The organism is Ectothiorhodospira sp. 9100 (assembly GCF_022227565.1).
Lineage (GTDB): Bacteria > Pseudomonadota > Gammaproteobacteria > Ectothiorhodospirales > Ectothiorhodospiraceae > Ectothiorhodospira > Ectothiorhodospira marina.
Genome location: NZ_JAJNAN010000135.1, coordinates 1 through 533 on the forward strand (window position 1 = coordinate 1; position 533 = coordinate 533).

Consider the following 533-nt stretch of genomic DNA (forward strand, 5'->3'; position numbering starts at 1 on the left):
CGTCTGTAGCTTAATCTTGGTTCTTTCACGTTAAGGGAACATAACCCTAGAGGTATGTTCGCATGGTATTGTTGGGATAGGAGCACGGTAGTGCGGACTTCACTCCGGTAGGAGAGATCAATGCAATATCCCATCGCCATCGAATGGGGTGACGAGCACACCGCCACCGGCATCGTGTTCCCGGATATTCCCGGCGCGATCACCGCAGGCGATACTGTCGAGCAGGCCTACGAGATGGCCGTGGAGGTGGCGCATATTCAGTTGGAAGAGCTCGCCGCGGCGGGGGAGGCGATTCCCATGCCCGGGAATATTACCGAGCGTCGACAGAACCCTGATTTCGCCGGCTGGGGGGTGGGGGCTGGTCGAGATCGATATCACCCCCTATCTGGGCAAGACGGAAAAGGTCAACGTCACCCTGCCAGGCCGTGTGGTGAAGCAGATCGATCAATACGTGACCCTGCACGGCATCAAGAGCCGCTCGGCCTTCCTGACCCGAGCCGCCCTGCATGAGCTGGAGCGTAACGCCGAATGAG

At 58.7% G+C, this 533-nt stretch carries 1 protein-coding gene and 1 pseudogene; both read left to right on the forward strand.

Annotated features, from left to right (window positions below; genetic code table 11):
• Window positions 1-120 precede the first annotated feature (120 nt).
• A pseudogene (locus tag LPW29_RS15845) lies at window positions 121-285 on the forward strand (type II toxin-antitoxin system HicB family antitoxin); the annotation flags it as partial.
• Between the two features lie 100 nt (window positions 286-385).
• Window positions 386-532, forward strand: a complete 147-nt coding sequence (locus LPW29_RS15850; protein ID WP_443112364.1) for a type II toxin-antitoxin system HicB family antitoxin — start codon at window positions 386-388, stop codon at window positions 530-532.
• The last annotated feature ends 1 nt before the right edge of the window (window position 533 follow it).